Genomic DNA, 18,944 nt, shown 5'->3' with positions numbered 1-18,944 from the left:
CGTCATCCTAGCGATTGATCGGATGTCTCCGGCAGGATGGAGCCATGCGCGTTCTCGATTCACATCTGCACCTCTGGGATCCGGAGGCTCTGACCTACACCTGGCTCGAGGGGCCGATGGCGTACCGGTTCGCCGACCTCGAGCTCGAGCACGCCCGTCTACCCGGGGCGCAGTCGGAGAAGTCGGTGTTCGTGCAGGCCGAGACCGTGGCAGAGGACTTCCTCGACGAAGTGCAGTGGGTCGCCGGCCGGGCCGCCGCACTCGGCATCGTCGGCATCGTCGCCGGCATCCGTCTCGACCGCGGCACCGACACGGTCGCACACCTGGAGGGGCTCATGGCCGAGCCTCTCGTCGTGGGTGTCCGGAACAACCTGCAGGGAGAGCCGGACGGACTGGCGGTGTCGGCGGCGTTCGTGACCGGTGCGCGCGAGGTCGCCGCGCGCGACCTGACCTTCGACGCGTGCGTGCGCGCCGACCAGCTCCCGGACATCACCCGCTTCGCCGGTGCGATCCCGGAGCTGCAGATCGTGCTCGACCATCTCGGCAAGCCCAGGGTGGGCACGGCTGCTGCCCCGCTCGCTCCGACCCCGGAATGGGTGCGCGACCTGACCGAGCTGTCGCGCCACCCGAACGCGTTCTGCAAGCTCTCGGGGCTGCCCGGTGAGGCCGGCGGTGACTGGAGCGCGGCGCAGCTCATCCCGTTCCTCGATGTGGCGGCCGATGCGTTCGGGATCGAGCGGTTGATGTGGGGGAGCGATTGGCCGGTCTCGGTCATCGGACCGGCCGAGGTCGGCGACCCGCACGCTCCGGCCGACGGCTCGCCGACCTATCAGCCGACGGCTCGCACGCGCTGGGCCGACACCGTGATCGCCTGGGCGGATGCGCGAGGGCATGACCTCGATGCGCTCCTGTGGCGCAATGCCGAGCAGTTCTATCGCACCGCTCAGCCGCGCCATATCCCGTCGGACGAGGCTCCGCGCTCCGGCATCCGGGGCTGGCTCCGCGGCCACCGCGGCTGAGGGTCGTCTGCTCGTCGTTCCGGTCGCAGTTGCTGCCGCGCTCGCGCGATCGAAGCGGCGTCAACTGCGACCGAAACTGGTGCCGGGCGGCCTGACGAGAGCACGTCGGATCCGCAGGATCAGCTCCTCTGGGCGCGCGAAGAGGGCGCTGGTGACCTCGATCACCGTCCTGCCCGCGGCCCGAAGGGCGGCTATCCGCTCGACATCTGCGGCGTAGCGCTGGGCGTGCCGGAGCCCCTGATACTCGATCGCGACCTTCCGGGTCGGATACGCGAGATCCACGCAGGCGAGGAACCGGCCGTGGTCGTCATAGACATCGACGTTGAGCTCCGGTTCGGGCAGGCCTGCCCAGACGATGTGACACCGCACCGCGGACTCGCGTGCAGACCAGGAGTCCTCGCGGATGAGTTCGATCGCCTGTCGAAGGCGGGTGGCGCCGACACGGCGTCCGAGTTCGACTGCGGTGCGCAGTCCGTCGACGGTCGAGTAGGAGGCCTTGCCTGCATGCGGTCGGCCGTGTCCGACTCGCCAGACACGACAGAAGTAGTCACCGAGGGCGACGAGGTCGAGCAGGCTCCACGTTCCGAGACCGGCGAACGTCAGTTCCGGGCTGGCGACCGCCAGTCCGGACGGGCGGAGAATGCGGGCGACAGGCGCGCGAAGTCGATGAGCTCGTACTCCTTCCGCGCGGACGAGAGGACCCGAACCGAGGGTGGTGACGTGCACCGGGAGTGTGCGCCCGTCGGCGGGCCGTCCGTCCGCGAGCACCAGAGGGAGGGGACCGCCCCAGATCGCGACGGCGCTCTCGTGACTGAGGAACTGACCCGAGCGCAGCCGAGGGCCATACTCGTGCGCGCGGATGCGTCTCTCGACCTGTTGTCGCTCGAACGGATCGAGATCGTCGCGATCGGCGGACGTGCTCACCTGTCGCCGAACTCCACGGAACGGGATCTCGAGGTCGCGTCTGCGCAGGCGGCCCTTGTTGATCCCGGCATCCAAAGCCTGTTGCACGGAGAACGACGCGCCGAGATGCGCAGGAAGGGGGCGAGACGAAGTCATCGCGCCACGATCGCAGGGTTGCTCGGACGCTGCTGCGGCTTTCCACAGGTGGCGCGGCGCCGTGCTTCCGGTCGCAGTTGCTGCCGTCCGGCGTCGGTCTCTGCGCTTCCGGTCGCAGTTGCTGCCGTCCTCGCGCGATGGACGCGGCGTCAACTGCGACCGGAACGTGCGTGAGTCGGGCTGACCGGCGTCAACTGCTACCGGAAGGCGGATGGCGGAAGGCGGATGGCGGATGGCGCGGAGGAAGGCGGAAGGAGGAGCTACTCCGCGCGCAGGCGCAGCTGAGCCATGCCGCCGTCGACCTCGATGAAGGTGCCGGTGGTCGAGCCGGAACCGGGGCCCACGAGATAGGCGACCGCGGCGGCGACCTCGTCGGGGCTGACCAGGCGACCGTGCGGCTGGCGGGCTTCGAGGGCCGCACGCTCGGCGGCGGGGTCGGCTGCCGAGTCGAGCAGTCGCCCGACCCACGGGGTGTCGGCGGTGCCGGGGTTGACCGCGTTCACACGGATGCCCTCGCGGAGGTGGTCGGCGGCCATCGCACGGGTGAGGGCTGCGACGGCTCCCTTCGACGCGCTGTACAGCGCCCGCTGCGGTAGTCCGGTGGTCGAGGCGATGGATGCCGTGTTGCACACCGCCGCCGACGGAGAATTCCGCAGCCAGGGCAGCGCCGCAGCGGTCACGCGGGCGATGCCGGTGACGTTGACCGAGAGCACGCGGGCCCATTCGTCGTCGTCGTTCGCGGCGATGTCGCCCTGCGCGCCGATGCCGGCGTTGTTGACGACGATGTCGATGCGCCCGAACCTCTCGGCCACGGCGGTCACCGCCGCGTCGACGCTCGCGCGGTCGGAGACGTCGGCCGTGAAGGCGGCGAACGCGGGGTCGGCCGCGGCGATGTCACGGTCGAGGACCGCGACGGTGGCCCCGTCGGCGTGCAGACGCTGGGCGATGGCCGCGCCGATTCCGGATGCTCCGCCGGTGACGATCGCCACCAGCCCGTTCAGTCCATCCGCGCTCACTTCCGGGCCTCCCATGCCACGAACTCCTGTCGCTGACGGCCGAGGCCGTCGATCTCGATCTCGACCACGTCGCCGGGCGCGAGGTAGGGGTACTTGCCCGAGAGGGCGACGCCCTGCGGAGTGCCGGTCAGGATCAGGTCACCCGGCTCGAGGGTCACGTACTGCGACAGGTGGTGCACGATGTGCTCGACCGTGAAGATCATGTCGCTCGTGTTCGAGTCCTGGCGCGGCTCGCCGTTCACGAAACTGCGAAGGCCGAGCGCGTGGTGGTCGACCTCGTCGGGGGTGACCAGCCAGGGGCCGGTGGGGTTGAACCCGGGCGCGATCTTGCCCTTGGACCACTGCCCGCCCGACACCTCGATCTGGAACGCCCGCTCGGAGATGTCGTTCGCGGCGACGAACCCGGCCACGTGGGCGAGCGACTCCTCGGGGGAGTCGAGGTAGGCGGCGCGGGCACCGATCACGATGCCGAGCTCGACCTCCCAGTCGGTCTTCTCGCTGGCGCGCGGGATGGTCACCGCGTCGTCCGGCCCCACGACCGTGTTGGGCGTCTTGAGGAACAGGATCGGGATGGTGGGCGGCTCCGAACCCGACTCGGCCGCGTGCGCCGCGTAATTCATGCCGATGCAGATCACCGCACTCGGGCGGGCGATCGGGGCGCCGATGCGCATCGACGCGGCATCAGCGAGTTCGGGCAGCTCGCCGGCATCCCGGGCGGCCGTCACGCGGGAGGCGAAGTCGCCCGCGAGGAAGTCGCCGTTCACATCGGATGTCACGGAGCGGAGGTCGAGGTATCGGTCGCCCTCCACGAGGACGGGGATCTCATTCCCGGGGGTGCCGAGCCGCGCGAACTTCATGTTTCTCCTGATCGGTCGGGAGGCCGCGATGAGGCGGCCGGTCTCGTTGACAGTATAGACATCCGATGTTTACACTCCAAGGGATCCGCACGGAAGAAACAGGCCGTGCATGGAGAGGAATCCCGTGAGCCGTATCGTCGCCCTCGACACCACCGACATCCGCTTCCCCACGTCCCTGAGCCTGGACGGGTCGGATGCGATGAACCCCGACCCCGACTACTCGGCCGCGTACGTCATCGTGCGCACCGACGCCGACGACGACATCGAGGGGCACGCGTTCGTCTTCACGATCGGTCGCGGCAACGACGTGCAGGTCGCAGCCATCGATGCGCTCGCGGGGCACCTCGTGGGGCGGGAGGTCGAGCCCTTGCTCGACGACATGGGCGGCACGTTCCGCGACATCATCGGCGACTCGCAGCTGCGCTGGCTGGGGCCCGAGAAGGGGGTCATGCACATGGCCATCGGCGCGGTCATCAACGCGCTGTGGGACATCAAGGCCAAGCGCGCCGGGCTCCCGCTCTGGCAGCTGCTCGCGCGCATGACGCCGGAGGAGCTCGTCGACCTGGTCGACTTCCGCTACCTGACGAACGCCCTCACACGGCAGGATGCCCTCGCGATCCTGCGAGCCGCCGAGCCCGGCCGCGCTGAGCGCGAGCGGCAGCTGCTCGACACCGGATACCCGGGCTACACGACCAGCCCGGGGTGGCTCGGATACTCCGACGAGAAGCTCGAGCGCCTCGCCCGTGAGGCCATGGCCGACGGCTTCACGCAGATCAAGCTCAAGGTCGGCGCCGACCTCGACGACGACATCCGTCGCTTCCGCAAGGCGCGGGAGGTGTGCGGGCCGGACTTCCCGATCGCGATCGACGCCAACCAGCGGTGGGAGGTCTCGGAGGCGATCGAGTGGGTGAACGCGCTCGCCGAGTTCCACCCCGCCTGGATCGAGGAGCCCACCAGCCCCGACGACGTGCTCGGTCACGCCGAGATCGCCCGCGGTGTGGCGCCGATCCGCGTCGCCACCGGTGAGCACGCGCAGAACCGGGTGATCTTCAAGCAGCTGCTGCAGGCCGAGGCGATCTCCGTCATGCAGATCGACGCCGTGCGCGTGGCCGGCGTCAACGAGAACATCGCGAACCTGCTCCTCGCCGCCAAGTTCGGCGTGCCGGTCTGCCCGCACGCAGGTGGGGTGGGTCTGTGCGAGGCGGTGCAGCACCTGTCGATGTTCGACTTCGTCGCGGTGACCGGCACCCGCGAGGGCCGCATGATCGAGTTCGTCGACCACCTGCACGAGCACTTCGTCGTGCCCACCGACATCCAGGGCGGCTCGTACATGGCGCCGACCGCGCCGGGAAGCGGCATGGAGATGAAGGCGGACAGCATCGCGACCTATACCTGGAAGGGTGCCCATGTCGGCGCCTGATCTGAACGGGGTGCCCGAGCGTCTGTCGGTGCCCCCGCTGGGCTATGGCGCCGCGAACGTGGGCAACCTGTTCCGCCCGCTGACCGACGACGAGGCGTGGGCCGTGCTGGATGCGGCGTGGGAGAGCGGCATCCGCTTCTACGACACGGCGCCGCACTACGGACTCGGGCTCTCGGAGCGTCGGCTCGGGGCGTTCCTGCAGACCAAGCCGCGGGAGGACTACGTCCTCTCGACCAAGGCCGGGCGTCTGCTGCGGCCGAACCCCGACCGCACCGGCGGCCTCGACATCGCGAACGACTTCCATGTGCCGGACGACCTGCAGCGCGTGTGGGACTTCTCGGACGCGGGCATCCGCGCCAGCATCGAGGAGTCCCGCGAACGCCTGGGCATCGAGCGCATCGACCTGCTCTACCTGCACGACCCAGAGCGGCACGACCTCGACCTCGCGCTCGCCGAAGCACTGCCCGCGATGGAACGGCTGCGCGCCGACGGTGAGGTGAGCGCGATCGGCATCGGTTCGATGGTGTCGGACGCGCTCTCGGCCGCCGTGCGGTCGGCGGACCTCGACCTGATCATGGTGGCCGGCCGCTACACGCTGCTCGAGCAGCCGGCCGCGGTCGACGTGCTGCCCGCCTGCCGGGCGACCGGGACCGGGGTAGTGGCGGCATCCGTCTTCAACTCCGGGCTGCTCGCATCGAGCGAGCCGCGTCGTGACGGGCGCTACGAGTACGGGCAGCTTCCCGACGAGCTCTGGGACCGGCTCGTGCGCATCGCCGCCGTGTGCGCCGACCACGACGTGCCACTGCCCGCGGCGGCGATCCAGTTCCCGCTGCAGTCCGACGTCGTGCGCTCGGTCGTGGTGGGTGGCAGTCGCCCCGCGCAGCTGCGGCAGAATGCGGAGTACGCCGCGCTCGAGATCCCGCCGGCGCTGTGGGAGAACCTGGCAGCGGAGGGGCTCATCCCCGCTGACCCGCCCGCCGCCTGAATCGCCCGCGGCCTGAATCACCCGCCGGCTCGTCGAGAGGAGCACTCATGCTCGAAGGAATCCATCCCCTGCTGACCGGGGAGCTGCTGCTGCACCTCGACCGCATGGGGCACTCCGACGCCGTGGTCGTCGCCGATGCGCACTTCCCCGCATGGGGCCTGGGCGTACGGGTGATCGACCTCCCCGGCACGACGACGCCCGAGGTCGTCGCGGCCATCCGCACCGTGCTGCCCCTCGACGACGCGCCGGGCATCGATCTCATGACCTCAGCGGACGGCGAGGTGCTCGATGTGCAGCACGAGCTCATGGCGGCGGCGGGCACAGCCGTGGACACGACGGCCTTCGTCGAGCGGTTCGCGTACTACGAGGTCGCGAAGGCCGCGTACCTGCTGGTGCGCACGGGCGAGACCCGCAAGTACGGCAACGCGCTGCTGCGCAAGGGGGTCGTCGGGCACACCTCCGCGTGAGGCGTGAGGGAGGACGGCCCGCCTCAGCGACCTACGGTCGACTCCCGCACGATGAGCTCGGCGGGGAACGGCGTCGTCGCAGGTGGGGGAGCCGAGGGATCGGCGAGCTGCTGCAGGAGGGCGGCCCCGGCGGCGCGGCCGATCTCGTAGCCGGGCTGCCGCACGCTCGTGAGAGGCACGACGCCCTGGTGCGCCTGGGCGACATCGTCGAACCCCACGAGTGCGATCTCTTCCGGCACCCGGATGCCGTGGCGCAGGAGCTGGGTCAGCACGCCGAGCGCGACCATGTCATTCGCGGCGAACACGGCGTCGGGCCGCTCGGCGGCGGGCATCGCGATGATCTGCGCCCCGGCCTGCAGACCGTCCTCGGTCGCCAGGTGCGGCACGTCGAGGGTCGACACGTTCGCGTCGGTCCCCGCCACCGCCTCGCGAAGCCCGGCGAGGCGGTCGTTCGACTGGCTCACCGCCGGGCTGCCGAGGAACAGGATGCGCCTCCGGCCGAGCTCCACGAGATGCTCTCCTGCGAGTCGCCCGCCCGCGCGATCGTCGAACAGCACCGACGCGACCTTCGACGAATCGGGGATCGGGCCGACCACGACGGAGCGGATGCCGCGATCGGCGAGCGCTTCCAGACGCGGCACCACGTCGCCGAGCGGGTAGATGACGATGCCTTGCACCCGGTGCGCCTCGAACATGTCGAGGTTGCGCCGCTCCTGCGCGTCGTCGCGGTTGCTGTTGCTGAAGAACAGCGACCAGCCGCCCTCGCGCGCCACGTCTTCGACCCCGCGGGAGAGGTCGTGGAAATACGGCAGCCAGGCGTCGAGCAGGATGAGCGCGAGAGCCTTGCTCGCACCCGCACGCAGCTGCCGAGCGGACTCGTTCGGCACGAAGCCGAGCTGCTCGATCGCCGCCCGCACCCGCTCCCGGCTCGCCGCTCCGAGCACGTGCGGGTGGTTGAGGTAGTTCGAGACGGTGGAGGAGGAGACCCCGGCGAGGGCGGCGACGTCCTTGACGCTCGCGGGCATGGGTCTCCTTCGTCGGTCCGCATCGGTCGGGCATCCCGCCCGGTCGGCGGCCTCAGGATATCGGAGGAGTTGCAACGTGCCAAGAAAGTTCTTGACAGGGTTCTCCCGTCCGACGTAGCGTGACTCGCACACCGGAGTTGGCACGTGCCAAGTCTGGACGGCGACGGTGCCGCACACCCGCTGGGAGAGGCCTCATGAACATCGGCTGCCACGGGCTCGTCTGGACAGGGAACTTCGATGCCGAGGGCATCCGACTGGCGGTGCGGAAGACGAAGGAGGCGGGCTTCGATCTCATCGAGTTCCCGCTGATGGACCCGTTCTCGTTCGACGTCTCCGTCGCGAAGGATGCGCTGGAGGAGTATGACCTCGCCGTCAGTGCATCACTCGGGCTCTCCGAGGCGACGGATGTCACAAGCACCGATCCCGCTGTCGTCGCGGCCGGCGAAGCACTGCTCATCAAGGCGGTCGACGTGCTCGCGGATCTCGGCGGTCAGCACTTCTGCGGCGTGATCTACAGCGCCATGAAGAAGTACATGGAGCCGGTGACTGCCGAGGGGCTCGCGAGCAGCCGGGCCGCGATCGCGCGGGTCGCCGACCACGCCGCCGGGCGCGGGGTCTCGGTCTCGCTCGAGGTCGTGAATCGCTACGAGACGAACGTGCTGAACACGGCCCGACAGGCTCTGGCGTACGTCGCCGAGGTCGATCGCCCGAACCTCGGAATCCATCTCGACACCTACCACATGAACATCGAGGAGTCGGATATGTTCGCGCCGGTGCTCGACGCCGCCCCCGCCCTGCGCTACGTGCACATCGGCGAGAGCCACCGGGGCTATCTCGGTACCGGGACCGTCGACTTCGACACCTTCTTCAAGGCGCTCGGTCGTATCGGCTACGACGGTCCGATCGTCTTCGAATCGTTCTCGTCGGCGGTCGTCGCCCCCGACCTCAGCCGCATGCTCGGCATCTGGCGGAACCTCTGGACCGACAATGCCGAACTCGGCGCCCATGCCAACGCGTACATCCGCGACAAGCTCGTGGCCGTCGATTCGATCCGGCTCCACTGAGCGGGACTCCGGGCCGGAACAGCGAGAGACAGGCCGGAAGATCAAGATGTCATTACAGGTCTTCCGCATCCGGCCGTCTTTAGATACATTCAGATACAACTTGCGCTGCCCGTAGCGTAGGAAGCAGAATTGATCCGATGTTTGCGACGGAATGATCCGTCGACGTCGAAGCATGACCTTCAAGGAAGCAGGTGAGCGCATGAGTGGACCCATCCTCCGGGTCGAGGGGATCAGCAAAGGATTCCCCGGCGTGCAGGCGCTGAAGGACGTGCACCTCGAGGTGCACGCCGGCGAGGTGCTGGTGCTCGTGGGCGAGAACGGCGCGGGAAAGTCGACCCTGATGAAGATCCTCTCGGGGATCTACACCAAGGACGAGGGCACGATCACGTTCGAGGGCCGGGAAGTCGAGCTCACGAGCCCCCTCCAGGCGCAGGAGCTCGGCATCACGATCATCCATCAGGAGCTCAACCTGATGCCCGATCTGACCGTGGCGCAGAACATCTACGTGGGCCGAGAGCCCACCACGGGGCCGTTCCTGTCGGAGCGCAAGCTGAACGCGCAGACGGCCGAGCTGCTGCAGCGCCTCGACATCCACCTGAATCCCCGGCAGCTCGTCGGCGAGCTCACGGTGGCCGAGCAGCAGATGGTCGAGATCGCCAAGGCGCTGTCCTTCAACGCCAAGGTCCTGATCATGGACGAGCCCACCTCGGCCCTCACCGACACCGAGGTCGAGACGCTCTTCGTGCTGATCGAGCAGCTCAAGGCGCGGGGCACCGGGATCGTCTACATCTCGCACCGCATGGACGAGCTGCGCCGTCTGGCCGACCGCGTGACCGTCCTGCGCGACGGCACATACATCGGATCACTCGACAGGGCCGAGATCACCATCCCGACGATCATCGAGATGATGGTCGGACGGGTGATCGACGAGGGAACCCGCCCCCAGGCCCGCGAGCACGCGAACGATCCGGTGGTCCTCGAGGTGCAGGGGCTGTCGACCAAGACCCTCCTCAAGGACGTCTCGTTCCAGCTCCACAAGGGCGAGATCCTCGGCTTCGCCGGCCTCATGGGCGCGGGGCGCACGGAGACCGCCCGCGCCGTGATCGGGGCCGACCACCGCGACAGCGGCACGATCTCCATCGACGGTCGCACGGTGCGGATCGCCCAGCCGGCGGATGCGGTGCATCATGGCGTCGGCTACCTCTCGGAGGACCGCAAACTGCTCGGTCTCATGCTCGAGCAGGACGTGACGTTCAACACCGTGCTCGCCTCGCTCGGCTCCTATGCCAACGGCATCGGCTGGATGGGCGACAGCAAGGCCAAGAACCGCACCAAGGACTACGTGCAGCAGCTGCGCATCAAGACGCCGTCGGTGAACCAGGTCGTCAAGCTCCTCTCCGGAGGGAACCAGCAGAAGGTCGTCATCGCCCGGTGGCTGATGCGCGACTGCGACATCCTCATCTTCGACGAGCCGACCCGAGGGATCGACGTCGGCGCGAAGGAGGAGATCTACCGCCTCATGCAGCAGCTCGCCGACGCGGGCAAGTCCATCATCGTCATCTCGTCCGAGCTCCCCGAGATCCTCCGGGTCGCGAACCGCATCGCCGTGTTCGCGAACGGTCGCATCACCGGGACGCTCCGCAACGAGGAAGCCAGCCAGGAGAAGATCATGCAACTCGCAGCCCATGGGGAGGAAGACTGATGAGCACCCCGCAGCAGCCCGGATCGTCGACGACGACGATCATCCAGACCGCCGTGAACGAGAACACGGACAAGAGGGATGTCGGCGCATTCCTGAAGCGGCAGTTCCAGCAGTCGCTCGCGTTCGGCACACTCATCGTGCTGGTCATCTTCTTCTCGATCGCCAGCCCGAACTTCTTCACCTTCAGCAACATCGCCACCGTGCTGCTGTCGACCGCCGTCATCGGCATCCTCGCCCTCGGCACCACGTTCGTCATCATCACCGGCGGGATCGACCTGTCGATCGGGACGGGCATGGCGCTGTGCGCCGTGATGACCGGCGTCATCGTCACCAACCTCGGCCTCCCGGTCTGGCTCGGGGTGATCGGCGGTATCGCGACCGGCGTGTTGATGGGGCTGATCAACGGCGTCAACATCACGTTCCTGCGGCTGCCTCCGTTCATCGCGACGCTGGCCATGATGATGATCGCCGGCGGCCTCGCCCTCGTGATCTCGAACGTCGCGCCGATCTACTTCTCGACCTCGGCTCCCGACTTCAAGAAGATCGCCCTCGGCGTGATCATCCCCGGCATCCCGAACGCCGTGCTCATCACCGCCGCCCTCGCGATCGTCGCCTGGCTCGTGCTGTCGAAGACCCTCCTCGGCCGCTACACCTTCGCGATCGGATCGAACGAGGAGGCCACCCGCCTCTCCGGAGTGAACACCCGCCGCTGGACGATCCTCATCTACATGTTCGCCGGCGCCTTCACCGGCATCGCGGGCATCGTCATCGCGGCCCGTCTCGACTCCGCCCAGCCGCAGATCGGCACCGGGTACGAGCTGCAGGCCATCGCGGCCGTGATCATCGGCGGCACATCGCTGCTCGGTGGACGCGGTTCGATCCTCGGCACCGTGATCGGCGCGCTGATCATGAGCGTCCTCGTCAACGGCCTGCGGATCATGTCGATCCAACCCGAGTGGCAGAACATCGTCGTCGGCGTCGTCGTCCTGCTCGCCGTCTTCCTTGATTCGCTGCGCAACCGGCAGCGCACCTGAGACCAGGGCGGCGGCGAAACCCGTGCCCGCTGCCGTCCCACCCGGACCCGTCCGGAACCGCGGAGCGATCCGCACAGGCACCAGGAATGTCCCATCACGTCGGCCTGGCCGGCACCACACAGAACCATCCGACTCGTATTCAAACAATGGAGTTCTCATGAAATTCGGGAAGAAGACCGCATTCGCGGCCCTCGTGGCCGCATCCGCGCTGGTGTTCGCCGGCTGTGCCGGCGGCGGTGACGTGATCGAGGAGGGCTCCGGCGGCGACACCGGCAGCGGCGACGGCGAGATGTACATCGCCCTCGTCTCGAAGGGCTTCCAGCATCAGTTCTGGCAGGCCGTCAAGAAGGGCGCCGAGCAGAAGGCCGAGGAGCTCGGGGTGACGATCACCTTCGACGGCCCCGCCGCCGAGACCGAGATCGCACAGCAGCTCGAGATGCTGACCGCCGCGATCGACAAGAACCCGGATGCCATCGCCTACGCCGCACTCGACCCCGAGGCGTGCGTCGCTCCGCTCGAGCAGGCGAAGTCGAAGGACATCCCCGTCGTGTACTTCGACGCACCCTGCAACGGCGACGTGGGCCTGAGCCTCGCAGCCACCGACAGCAAGGTCGCCGGTGCGCTGGCCGCCGAGCACATGGCCGACCTGATCGGCGGCGAGGGCGAGGTCGCCATCGTGGGCCACTCGCAGATCAACTCGACCGGAGTCGAGCGTCGTGACGGCTTCGTCGAGAAGATCGAGGCGGACTACCCCGACATCGAGATCGTCGACATCCAGTACGGCGACGGCGACCACCTGAAGTCGGCCGACATCGCCAAGACGATCATCGCCGCCCACCCCGACCTCAAGGGCATCTACGGCACCAACGAGGGCTCCGCGATCGGCGTCGTGAACGCCGTCAACGAGTTGGGCCTGGAGAAGGGCAAGATCACCATCGTCGGCTTCGACTCCGGTGCCGCGCAGATCAACGCCATCAAGGACGGCACCATGGCCGGCGCGATCACGCAGGACCCGATCGGCATCGGCGAGCAGGTCGTCCAGGCCGCGTACGACGCGGCCAACGGCGACGACGTCGAGGAGTTCTACGACACCGGTTCGTACTGGTACGACAAGAGCAACATCGAGGACGAGAAGATCGCCGCGGTGCTCTACGAGTGACACCCCGCTGAACGAAAAAGCCCCTCACCGTCGGGTGGGGGGCTTCTTCGCGTCCGGGAGCGCCGTGAGGGGAGGCGTTCGGGGACGGATGTCGGGAGGACTCCCGGATGCAGGAAGGAGCCCCGGCGATTCGCCCGACATGTGTGCTTTCTCCCGACGGGTGCACGGGCCGGTGGTCGGAGTTCGACGATCGAGTCCGGGAATCGAGGTCAGGATCTGTCCGGGGCGGCTGTCAGAGTGATCTCGACGAAAGGACACCCACCATGAGCAGCACACCCGCCCTCCCTGCCGGATCGAACACCGTCAACCCCTTCCTCATGACCGATGACGCCGCCCGCATCATCGACTTCGTGATCGAGGTCTTCGAGGCGACCGACGTCCCCGAGGCCCGCACCGTCGACACCGACGGCCTGATCCTGCACTCCGAGCTGCGCATCGGCGATTCCGTCATCACCGTCGCCGACCGAAAGCCCGACTGGCCCTTCACCCCGGGATTCATCCAGGTGTACGTCGACGACGTCGAGGGAACGCTCGCACGAGCCGTCGGACTCGGCGCCCGTATCGTGACGAGGCCGACGGACTTCTTCGGAGACACGTTCTCGCGCTTCGCCGATCCTTCGGGAAACCTCTGGTGGGTCTACGCCCATGTTCCGCAGGAGCAGGTGTGGGATGCCGACGGAGCGGACGCCGCCTCGTGGAGTGGCTCTGGGGACGGTGAAGAGGCGGACGATCACGGTGCCGCCGAAGAGGACTGGTCGAGCTTCACCTCGCCCGAGCTCGAGTACATCCACGAAAGCCTCGTCGAGGCGATGGCATCTTTGCGGGATCCCCGGCTCGATCGCTGAATGGCGTGGTCGTCGGAGGCGGCAGAGGAGGAAGGTGAGCTGCGACGAACCTGATCAGGGCGCGAGGGCCAGCAGCTGGGCCGGTGTGGTCACGAGCATCCGGTGCACGGCCTCGTCGCCCACGGCCGCGCGGAGGCGGGGGAGGTAGCGGTCGCCGAGGTAGGCGAGTCCGGGCATGCCGCCGTAGGCGATGTACCGCGAGCGCCGGGCGACGTCGCCGCCGAGCACGACCCGATGACCGGCGCCGCGCTCGACCACCGCGACCGTCAGGGCGAGCAGCTCCGCATCGGAGCGGGTGCGCGGACGAGCGAAGCCGTCGTAGCCGAGGTGAGCCCCGCGTTCGGCCAGGGACGCGTGCAGGCCGGGGTCGGGGTCGCGATCGGCATGCGCGAGCACGACACGGTCGGCTGCCACGCCCTCGGACGCGAGCAGGTCGAGCACCTCGTGGGCCGCGGTGCCGAACTCCAGATGCACCATGACCGGAGCGCCCGTCACGCGGTGCGCCTCGGCGACGGCGAGCAGGGTGGTGCGCTCGAACGGGCTGATGCGCCAGTAGTCGGCGCCGCCCTTGAGCATCCCTGCGCGCACCGGGCCGCCATCGGGCGCTGCGGCCAGGGGCACCTCCGGTGCTTCGAAGATCTCCGCGTCGTCGGCGGGCATCCCGCGCGTGATGTCGGCGATGAACAGCGCGGCCAGCCGATCGGCGGTCCACGCCTGCATCGGATGGTCGGCGCCGTAATGGGCCTCACGGTGCCGTCCGGTCGTCGCGACGATGCGGAGCCCGGTCGAGGCGCTGATCCGGGCGAGCGCTCCCGGGGCGCGCGCGAGGCCGAACGGCGTGGCATCCACCATCGTCTCGAATCCGCTCGCCTGCAGCAGAGCCGCTTCCTCCCCTGAGGCCTTCTCGTCGTCGAGCTCATCGCCCGGCAGCAGCGGCGACACCTGGAACAGGTGCTCGTGGTAGTTCACCCGCCCGAGGAGCGCAGGGTCGATGTCGCCGAGCACGGTGCGGACGACGGCGGGCATCAGCGCACCGACTCCGCGGCCTCGGCGAGTCGCTCGACCACCTCGGGGGTCAGGTCGAGCTCGAACACGTCGGCCACCACCTGCGACCAGCCGTGGATGAAGTAGCGCCAGCCGTCGACAACGTGCAGCCCACGTGCGGATGCCTGCGCCTCGGCCTGGTGGAGGAACTCGAGCGAGCCGCGGTAGTTGAACTCCCACGCGTACCCGCCCTGTGGGAAGACCACCGCATCGCTCAGGGGTGAGCCGGGCCGGTCCTTGCCGAGCCCGGTCGCGTTGGCGATCACGGAACCGGCGGGGGCTGCGGACACCAGCGCATCGGCGTCTGCGGGAGATGCGGTCACGACGTACTCGATCAGCCCCTCGCGGGTGCCGTGCTGGCGGTGCACCTCGCGCAGGTGGTCGAGCTTGTCCTGCGTGCGGGCGGTGACCGTGATCTTCGCCGGGGCGTCGTCGCGTTCGGCCAGGGCCCAGCTCAGCGCGGTGCCCGAGCCGCCGGCCCCGAGGATCACGACCTCGGCTCCGGTACGGGTGAAGTGGTCGGCGGGAAGGAACTCGTTCAGCGCAAGGTCGACCGTGATCGGGTCTTTGGCCCGCCCCGACAGGATCGGACCGCGCTTCGAGATGCTGGAGATCTCGGAGCACGACACCGCGAACGGGTCGAGCTCGTCGAAGAGGTCGGCGGCCGCGGCGTACACGTTCATCTTGTGCGTGGTCACGAGGGCCCCGCGGTGATGCGGGTCGTCACGGATCTGCTCCACCATCGCGCGGTACTGCGCGGAATCGGCATCCATCGGCAGGTCGTGGCCGACCAGGGTGCGGGTCGGAAGGCCCAGGATGTCGGCCCAGAGCGGGAAGACCTTCATGATCGACGACGACGCGGTGGTCACACCGACGAAGCCCATGTAGTCGGCGGATGCCGTGGCGGGCGCGATGCTGACGGCGTCGGCGGTGGTCATCGGGTCTCCTCGGGGACGGGGACGGGGTGGGTGGGCTCGGCACCTGCGAGGATCGCGATGACATCGGCGAGCGAGAGGGAACCCATGTTGTCGACCGCCTGGGTGGTCTGGGCGCCGAGGTGCGGTGTCACGATCACGCGGTCGGCGAGTTCCGGGGCGAGCAACGGACCGTCGTGGGCAGCCGTATCACCGTCGAGGGTGTCGGCGGCGTAACCGGCGAGAGTGCCGTCGTGCAGCGCCTGCGCCACGGCGGCCTCGTCGATCAGGTCGCCGCGGGCGGTGTTGACCAGTACGGTTCCCGGTCGCATGCCGGCGAGACGGTCGGCGTCGACGAGACGTTGCCCACCCGGAGCGTGCAGCGTGATGACGTCGGCGGCGCGGAACAGGTCATCGATCGAGACGGGTTCCGCACCGCGAGCCCGCACGACCTCGTCGGGAAGGAACGGATCGGCCGCCAGCACGCGCGACCCGAAGCCGCTCAACCGTGCGGCGACCCCCTGTCCGATGCGCCCGAAGCCGACGATGCCGACGGTCGCGGCGCCGAGCTCCCGCCCGCGACGCACGCTCCAATCGCCGACGCGCACGCGGCGGTCGCCGTCGGGCACGAAGCGGAGTGCGGCGAGCATGAGCCCGACGGCATGATCGGCGACCGCATCGGCGTTGGCGCCGGGGGTGTTGGTCACCGGGATGCCGCGCTCTCGCGCGGCCGCGAGGTCGACTGATTCAGTGCCTACGCCGTAGCGGGCGAGCACCTTGAGCTTCGGAGCCGCGGCGAAGTGCGCATCCGTGACGGCTCCGGTGCCCGCGATCCAGGCATCGGCACCGTGCAGCAGCGACCGCAGCTCGTCGAGGTCGTGGTGCGCGGGTCCCCGGAGGATGCGGTGCCCGGCCTGAGCCGCGCGTTCGACGAGGTCGAGGTCGCCGTCCGAGAACGAGCGGCTGGTGACGAGGATGACGCTCATCAGCGCGGCCGTCCGGCGAACCACGGAGCGAGCGCCGTGTACGCGTCGACGAAGCGGGTGTGCCGGTCGGCATAGACGGCGTGACGGGCGGCATCCGGGGTGAACTCGGCCGTGACCTCGCTCAGAGCACGCGCGGCCGAGAAGTCGGTGAGACCGAGCCCGACCGCGGCGGTGACGGCGGCGCCGAGACTGTTCGCCTCTTCGACGATCGTCCGGCGGCGCACGGGCACGCCCCACACGTCCGCGAGCACCGAGAGGTACACATCGCTCTGGGCTCCGCCGCCGACCGCGTCGATGCGGTCGATCGTGGCACCGGCTTCGCGGAACGCCTGGATGCAGCTGAGCAGGTTGAACGCGGTGCCCTCGAGCACGGCCCGCACGAGGTGCGACCTGCCGTGGTGGCGGGCGAGGCCGACGAACGCGCCCCGGGCATCCGGATCCCACATCGGAGAGCGCTCGCCGAGGAGGTAGGGGAGGAAGTAGAGGTCGTCGGTGTCGACGGCGGCGGAGGCCTCGGCCGTCAGACGTGGGGTCTCGGGGTGTGCGGGGTCGGGGGAGAGCGCCTCGGCGATCCACTGCACCGAGGCTCCGCCCGCCTGCATGGTGGCAGTGGGCACGAACGATCCGGGCACGACGTTGTCGAACGTGAAGGTGCGCATCGCGGAGTCGTGCAGCGGGGCGTCGGCGGCGAACGAGATCCACGACGATGTGCCCAGGCACACGTAGGCGCCATCCTCCGGTGCGACGATGCCGGAGCCGACGGCGGCCATCGGACCGTCGCCTCCTCCCATCACCACGCGGACGCGCGCCGGCAGGCCGAGTGCCTCGGCGGCGGCATCCGTCAGCGTGCCGGCGATCTGTGTGGATTCCAGGATCTCGGGGAACAGTGCGGGGTCGAGGCGCGCGGCCTGCAGGACCTCCGCCGACCACGTGCCGGTCGCCTGGTCATAGGCGTTCGTGCCGGATGCGTCGGAGCGATCGGTCGCGAGGCGCCCGGTGAGGCGCAGCACGATGAAGTCCTTCGCGACGCACACGCGTCGCACGCGCGCCCAGGTGTCCGGCTCGTTGTCGCGCACCCACATGATCTTCTCGACGGAGTACGTGGGGTTGAGCCGGTGCCCCAGGATGCCGTAGGCGCGCTCGGCGCCGATCGCGGTCTCGAGCTCGCGCTGCTGCGCACCGGACCGGGTGTCGGCCCAGATGATCGCGGGGCGTGCCGGTTCGCCGTCGCCATCGAGCAGGACGGCGCCCATCATCTGACCGCTCACCACGAGTCCGGCGACGTCGGTCGGAGCCGTGCCGGTGCGGGCGATCAGATCGCGTGTGGCCGCGACGACGGCGTCCCACCAGTCGACGGGATTCTGCTCGGCGACGCCACCCGCGGCGAAGTGCGCGGGGTAGGGGACCGTGACCGAGGCGATCAGACGGCCGTCGTCGTGGTGCAGCGACGCCTTGTTCCCGGTGGTGCCCAGGTCGTGCGCGATGATCATGGCCGGAGCCTATTCCGCGTAGGGACGCAGGTCGACGCCGGAGGTCGCGCGGTAGGCGCGCGAACCCATGCCGTGCTCCAGCACCCATCCGTAGTCGTGCCCGGCCCCTCCCGGGTAGACCGCGAGGAAGGCGTAGGGCTCGTCGCCGACGTTGACCGAGCGGTGCGCCCAACCGGGCGGGATGTAGCCGATCGCGCCGGGCAGCATGTCGAGCCACTCGGTGCGTTCGCCGTCGAACATGAGCAGTCCGCCCCGGCCCTTGAGCGCCAGGTAGATCTCGCCCTGATGGTTCGGATGCTGGTGGCCCTTCGTCATCCAGAGCTCGCCGGCGGTGTCGCCGGGCATGATCGTGGTGATCGACTGCGGCAGTTCGCGGTCGGCCTCGGGCACGGGGGAGCTGACGACCGTGTAGACCACCGGGTTCTCGCCGACGGATGCTGCGGCCCAGGCATCCGCGTCGAGGAAAAGTCCTTCGAGGTCGGACATCCGCCGGGTGAGGGTCGGTCCTTCGGGCGAGAGCGTCAGCTTCTCGGCGTCGAACGCGATCGCCATCGGAGAGATCGGCGGGGTGTGGAACTCGGGCATCGGTGCTCCTCGTAACGGATGCTGCGGCGCTGCGCAACCTGTAATGACAGGTTCACAGTACCTGTTATGACAGGTTGCGTCCAGAGGGGCTTGCGCTCGCGCGCGATCTACTGCGCGCATCTGCGCGCGGCGCGCCGCGGTGTCGGAGTTGGCCCTCCGGTCGCAGTTGGTGCCGCCTGCTGCTGCTCCGGTCGCAGTTGGTGCCGCCTGACCGGGAAGAATCCGGCACGAACTGCGACCGGAGCGCGGAGGAGGGTGGGAGGGGAGCGTGGG

Annotated in this window: 18 protein-coding genes; 9 read left to right on the top strand and 9 right to left on the bottom strand. The window is 69.1% G+C overall.

Translation table 11 applies throughout. The annotated features are described in order from the left end of the window. Positions 1 to 44 precede the first annotated feature (44 nt). The gene (locus DW298_RS14985; RefSeq protein ID WP_136043271.1) at positions 45 to 1,019 is read left to right on the top strand and encodes an amidohydrolase family protein; all 975 of its coding nucleotides are present in this window, start codon (positions 45 to 47) and stop codon (positions 1,017 to 1,019) included. Between the two features lie 60 nt (positions 1,020 to 1,079). Here the strand turns inward: DW298_RS14985 and DW298_RS14980 are convergent, their stop codons facing one another. The 3 genes from DW298_RS14980 to DW298_RS14970 form a co-directional block, all read right to left on the bottom strand. Continuing rightward, positions 1,080 to 2,078: a hypothetical protein gene (locus DW298_RS14980; protein WP_136043270.1), complete on the bottom strand. Its 999-nt coding sequence runs from the start codon at positions 2,076 to 2,078 to the stop codon at positions 1,080 to 1,082. Between the two features lie 260 nt (positions 2,079 to 2,338). After that, on the bottom strand, positions 2,339 to 3,109 hold the full coding sequence (locus tag DW298_RS14975) for an SDR family oxidoreductase (protein WP_136043269.1): 771 nt from the start codon (positions 3,107 to 3,109) through the stop codon (positions 2,339 to 2,341). After that, complete coding sequence (locus tag DW298_RS14970; protein WP_136043268.1) at positions 3,091 to 3,951, bottom strand: fumarylacetoacetate hydrolase family protein; 861 nt, start codon at positions 3,949 to 3,951, stop codon at positions 3,091 to 3,093. Before DW298_RS14970 ends, DW298_RS14975 begins: the two co-directional genes overlap by 19 nt. Positions 3,952 to 4,075: 124 nt before the next feature. Here DW298_RS14970 and DW298_RS14965 point away from each other — a divergent pair, with 124 nt between their 5' ends. The 3 genes from DW298_RS14965 to DW298_RS14955 are packed head-to-tail and all read left to right on the top strand — an operon-like array spanning position 4,076 to position 6,823. Continuing rightward, positions 4,076 to 5,371 carry an L-fuconate dehydratase gene (locus DW298_RS14965; protein WP_136043267.1) on the top strand — a complete coding sequence of 432 codons (1,296 nt, stop codon included), beginning with the start codon at positions 4,076 to 4,078 and terminating at the stop codon, positions 5,369 to 5,371. Continuing rightward, the gene (locus DW298_RS14960) at positions 5,358 to 6,356 is read left to right on the top strand and encodes an aldo/keto reductase (RefSeq protein WP_136043266.1); all 999 of its coding nucleotides are present in this window, start codon (positions 5,358 to 5,360) and stop codon (positions 6,354 to 6,356) included. Before DW298_RS14965 ends, DW298_RS14960 begins: the two co-directional genes overlap by 14 nt. 47 nt (positions 6,357 to 6,403) lie before the next feature. Next, on the top strand, positions 6,404 to 6,823 hold the full coding sequence (locus DW298_RS14955; protein ID WP_136043265.1) for an RbsD/FucU domain-containing protein: 420 nt from the start codon (positions 6,404 to 6,406) through the stop codon (positions 6,821 to 6,823). Positions 6,824 to 6,846: 23 nt separating this feature from the next. On the opposite strand, the gene DW298_RS14950 is transcribed toward DW298_RS14955, so the two are convergent. Further along, on the bottom strand, positions 6,847 to 7,848 hold the full coding sequence (locus DW298_RS14950; protein ID WP_136043264.1) for a LacI family DNA-binding transcriptional regulator: 1,002 nt from the start codon (positions 7,846 to 7,848) through the stop codon (positions 6,847 to 6,849). 194 nt (positions 7,849 to 8,042) lie between these two features. Here DW298_RS14950 and DW298_RS14945 point away from each other — a divergent pair, with 194 nt between their 5' ends. From DW298_RS14945 to DW298_RS14925, 5 genes are all read left to right on the top strand, one after another. Then, on the top strand, positions 8,043 to 8,912 hold the full coding sequence (locus tag DW298_RS14945; RefSeq protein WP_136043263.1) for a sugar phosphate isomerase/epimerase family protein: 870 nt from the start codon (positions 8,043 to 8,045) through the stop codon (positions 8,910 to 8,912). Positions 8,913 to 9,111: 199 nt separating this feature from the next. Then, positions 9,112 to 10,614 (top strand): sugar ABC transporter ATP-binding protein, encoded by a 1,503-nt coding sequence (locus DW298_RS14940; RefSeq protein WP_136043262.1) that lies wholly within the window; start codon positions 9,112 to 9,114, stop codon positions 10,612 to 10,614. Beyond that, the gene (locus DW298_RS14935) at positions 10,614 to 11,648 is read left to right on the top strand and encodes an ABC transporter permease (protein ID WP_205820392.1); all 1,035 of its coding nucleotides are present in this window, start codon (positions 10,614 to 10,616) and stop codon (positions 11,646 to 11,648) included. Before DW298_RS14940 ends, DW298_RS14935 begins: the two co-directional genes overlap by 1 nt. A gap of 157 nt (positions 11,649 to 11,805) precedes the next feature. Continuing rightward, on the top strand, positions 11,806 to 12,807 hold the full coding sequence (locus tag DW298_RS14930) for an ABC transporter substrate-binding protein (RefSeq protein WP_136043261.1): 1,002 nt from the start codon (positions 11,806 to 11,808) through the stop codon (positions 12,805 to 12,807). A gap of 263 nt (positions 12,808 to 13,070) precedes the next feature. Next, on the top strand, positions 13,071 to 13,652 hold the full coding sequence (locus DW298_RS14925) for a VOC family protein (RefSeq protein ID WP_136043260.1): 582 nt from the start codon (positions 13,071 to 13,073) through the stop codon (positions 13,650 to 13,652). A gap of 54 nt (positions 13,653 to 13,706) precedes the next feature. Here DW298_RS14925 and DW298_RS14920 read toward each other — a convergent pair whose 3' ends face one another. The 5 genes from DW298_RS14920 to DW298_RS14900 are packed head-to-tail and all read right to left on the bottom strand — an operon-like array spanning position 13,707 to position 18,671. Further along, positions 13,707 to 14,678, bottom strand: a complete 972-nt coding sequence (locus tag DW298_RS14920) for an aryldialkylphosphatase (RefSeq protein ID WP_136043259.1) — start codon at positions 14,676 to 14,678, stop codon at positions 13,707 to 13,709. Beyond that, complete coding sequence (locus DW298_RS14915) at positions 14,678 to 15,634, bottom strand: shikimate dehydrogenase (protein WP_136043258.1); 957 nt, start codon at positions 15,632 to 15,634, stop codon at positions 14,678 to 14,680. Before DW298_RS14915 ends, DW298_RS14920 begins: the two co-directional genes overlap by 1 nt. Further along, a complete protein-coding gene (locus tag DW298_RS14910) occupies positions 15,631 to 16,596 on the bottom strand; it encodes a phosphoglycerate dehydrogenase (RefSeq protein ID WP_240745152.1) in 966 nt (321 codons plus the stop codon). The genes DW298_RS14915 and DW298_RS14910 overlap by 4 nt, the downstream gene beginning before the upstream one ends. Next, entirely contained in the window at positions 16,596 to 18,086 is a 1,491-nt protein-coding gene (xylB, locus tag DW298_RS14905) for a xylulokinase (RefSeq protein WP_136043256.1), read from the bottom strand. Before xylB ends, DW298_RS14910 begins: the two co-directional genes overlap by 1 nt. 9 nt (positions 18,087 to 18,095) lie before the next feature. Next, the gene (locus DW298_RS14900; protein ID WP_136043255.1) at positions 18,096 to 18,671 is read right to left on the bottom strand and encodes a glucose-6-phosphate isomerase family protein; all 576 of its coding nucleotides are present in this window, start codon (positions 18,669 to 18,671) and stop codon (positions 18,096 to 18,098) included. Between the last annotated feature and the right edge of the window lie 273 nt (positions 18,672 to 18,944).

The sequence above is a fragment of the Microbacterium sp. A20 genome (genome assembly GCF_004794515.1).
GTDB lineage: Bacteria > Actinomycetota > Actinomycetes > Actinomycetales > Microbacteriaceae > Microbacterium.
This window is presented reverse-complemented; position numbering and strand designations above follow the sequence as displayed.

What these genes read in the sequence shown, in the direction of transcription:
- DW298_RS14900 (WP_136043255.1), bottom strand. Translation starts at nt 18,671, where the DNA reads ATGCCCGAGTTCCACACCCCGCCGATCTCTCCGATGGCGATCGCGTTC.
- DW298_RS14935 (WP_205820392.1), top strand. Translation starts at nt 10,614, where the DNA reads ATGAGCACCCCGCAGCAGCCCGGATCGTCGACGACGACGATCATCCAG.
- DW298_RS14945 (WP_136043263.1), top strand. Translation starts at nt 8,043, where the DNA reads ATGAACATCGGCTGCCACGGGCTCGTCTGGACAGGGAACTTCGATGCC.
- DW298_RS14955 (WP_136043265.1), top strand. Translation starts at nt 6,404, where the DNA reads ATGCTCGAAGGAATCCATCCCCTGCTGACCGGGGAGCTGCTGCTGCAC.
- DW298_RS14915 (WP_136043258.1), bottom strand. Translation starts at nt 15,634, where the DNA reads ATGACCACCGCCGACGCCGTCAGCATCGCGCCCGCCACGGCATCCGCC.
- DW298_RS14930 (WP_136043261.1), top strand. Translation starts at nt 11,806, where the DNA reads ATGAAATTCGGGAAGAAGACCGCATTCGCGGCCCTCGTGGCCGCATCC.
- DW298_RS14960 (WP_136043266.1), top strand. Translation starts at nt 5,358, where the DNA reads ATGTCGGCGCCTGATCTGAACGGGGTGCCCGAGCGTCTGTCGGTGCCC.
- DW298_RS14975 (WP_136043269.1), bottom strand. Translation starts at nt 3,109, where the DNA reads ATGGGAGGCCCGGAAGTGAGCGCGGATGGACTGAACGGGCTGGTGGCG.
- xylB (WP_136043256.1), bottom strand. Translation starts at nt 18,086, where the DNA reads ATGATCATCGCGCACGACCTGGGCACCACCGGGAACAAGGCGTCGCTG.
- DW298_RS14985 (WP_136043271.1), top strand. Translation starts at nt 45, where the DNA reads ATGCGCGTTCTCGATTCACATCTGCACCTCTGGGATCCGGAGGCTCTG.
- DW298_RS14950 (WP_136043264.1), bottom strand. Translation starts at nt 7,848, where the DNA reads ATGCCCGCGAGCGTCAAGGACGTCGCCGCCCTCGCCGGGGTCTCCTCC.
- DW298_RS14970 (WP_136043268.1), bottom strand. Translation starts at nt 3,951, where the DNA reads ATGAAGTTCGCGCGGCTCGGCACCCCCGGGAATGAGATCCCCGTCCTC.
- DW298_RS14920 (WP_136043259.1), bottom strand. Translation starts at nt 14,678, where the DNA reads ATGCCCGCCGTCGTCCGCACCGTGCTCGGCGACATCGACCCTGCGCTC.
- DW298_RS14940 (WP_136043262.1), top strand. Translation starts at nt 9,112, where the DNA reads ATGAGTGGACCCATCCTCCGGGTCGAGGGGATCAGCAAAGGATTCCCC.
- DW298_RS14925 (WP_136043260.1), top strand. Translation starts at nt 13,071, where the DNA reads ATGAGCAGCACACCCGCCCTCCCTGCCGGATCGAACACCGTCAACCCC.
- DW298_RS14910 (WP_240745152.1), bottom strand. Translation starts at nt 16,596, where the DNA reads ATGAGCGTCATCCTCGTCACCAGCCGCTCGTTCTCGGACGGCGACCTC.
- DW298_RS14980 (WP_136043270.1), bottom strand. Translation starts at nt 2,078, where the DNA reads ATGACTTCGTCTCGCCCCCTTCCTGCGCATCTCGGCGCGTCGTTCTCC.